Source organism: Veillonella sp., assembly GCF_019414865.1.
Lineage (GTDB): Bacteria > Bacillota > Negativicutes > Veillonellales > Veillonellaceae > Veillonella.
In genome coordinates, this window is the sequence record NZ_DXLG01000136.1 from 2577 (window position 1) to 4026 (window position 1450).

At 41.9% G+C, this 1450-nt stretch carries 3 protein-coding genes; all 3 read right to left on the reverse strand.

Annotated elements, in window-relative coordinates:
* A partial coding sequence (gene eutJ, locus QZ334_RS07335; RefSeq protein WP_295233231.1) for an ethanolamine utilization protein EutJ occupies window positions 1-521 on the reverse strand: 521 nt, incomplete at its 3' end.
* Between the two features lie 10 nt (window positions 522-531).
* Window positions 532-1152, reverse strand: a complete 621-nt coding sequence (gene pduL, locus QZ334_RS07340) for a phosphate propanoyltransferase (RefSeq protein WP_295233233.1) — start codon at window positions 1150-1152, stop codon at window positions 532-534.
* A gap of 6 nt (window positions 1153-1158) precedes the next feature.
* On the reverse strand, window positions 1159-1434 hold the full coding sequence (pduA, locus tag QZ334_RS07345; protein WP_005385294.1) for a propanediol utilization microcompartment protein PduA: 276 nt from the start codon (window positions 1432-1434) through the stop codon (window positions 1159-1161).
* Window positions 1435-1450 lie beyond the last annotated feature (16 nt).

Genomic DNA, 1450 nt, shown 5'->3' on the forward strand with positions numbered 1-1450 from the left:
CCTCCTGTAGGCTCATCTACGGTATATACAACTTGGCCATCTTTTAAAATGCTTATGCCCGTAGTACCACCACCGACGTCAATAACAGCTCCATCGGTGATGCCTAGCACATTAGCAGCAGCGGTAGGCTCGTCTAAAATACAGGTTACTTCAAAACCGGCACTTTCAAGAACATGACCTACTACATCTTTATTCTTGCCTATCGTTCCAGGTGGAATAGCTGCTGCAGCATATACAAGTTCTGTGCCTAAGGCTGCTTCCGCCTGAGCCTTTAGCGCTCGCGTAATCGTAACAGCTCCCACATAGTCAACTACAAGGCCATCTCGAATAGATTCGTTGTATTCAAAGGCACCATATATAGGTTTACCTTTATCGTTTACTACGGATAGGACAATAGATGATGTACCAAGGTCAATGCCTACGCGCAAATTCTTTTGATTATGAGAGCTCACTTGTTTAGACTCTACAAGATCAGAGAACTCTTGCAAGGTATTATTTGCCTTTTTCAAACCTTTCATCATATCACCTACTTTACTGTACAATTCTCGCCATCACTGTACCTTGTACATTGGCAGCATTTGCCTCATCTGTATCAATATGGAGTTCTAGAATAAATCCCGGTACGGCTCGAACGATGACATCACCAAATACAGTGGTACGTTCTGGCGTTTGAAGTTCAACATTTACGCTGTCGCCATCGTTTACATTAAGCCGTTTTGCATCATCAGGCGACATATGAATATGTCGTTTTGCAACGATGCAAATAGGTTTTGTAATTTCCCCATTTTCAGTACATAGAGTAATCTCTACGGCTGATTCTAAATGACCAGATAGTACAATAGGAGGTTTTATACCCAATGTACGTGCATCGGTCAAAGATACCTCCACTTGTGACTGTTTTCTAAGAGGACCTAAAACACGGACATTTTGAATGACCCCTTTAGGCCCCACTAAAGTAACTGTTTGTTCTGAAGCAAACTCTCCAGTTTGCTTCAAATCACTTTTCTTAGTAATAGCCTGATTAGGGAATAATATATCCCAGTCCTCCTGACATAGATGAACATGTCTATTGCTCACACCTACGGGAATGGACGATTCGAACATGGCTTCGATCACTTCTCGTACAATAGTACGAATCTGTTCCCGATCCATAAGCTATTATCCTTTCTTAGGTAAAATTAATTCTACATCGCTATGAGGGCGTGGAATTACATGAGTAGATACTACTTCTCCTACTTTTTGTGCTGCAGCACAACCTGCATCAACAGCCGCTTTTACAGCACCTACATCACCACGAACCATTACAGTTACAAGACCGGAACCGATTTTTTCAGTGCCTTCTAATGTAACGTTAGCTGCTTTTACCATTGCGTCAGCCGCTTCAATTGCGCCTACTAAACCTTTTGTTTCTACCATGCCCAATGCGTTATTCATGATAATCTCCTTTATT

Bases quoted from the DNA above. Each gene is read 5' to 3' on its own strand.
- pduL (WP_295233233.1), bottom strand. From the start codon at position 1,152: ATGGATCGGGAACAGATTCGTACTATTGTACGAGAAGTGATCGAAGCC.
- pduA (WP_005385294.1), bottom strand. From the start codon at position 1,434: ATGAATAACGCATTGGGCATGGTAGAAACAAAAGGTTTAGTAGGCGCA.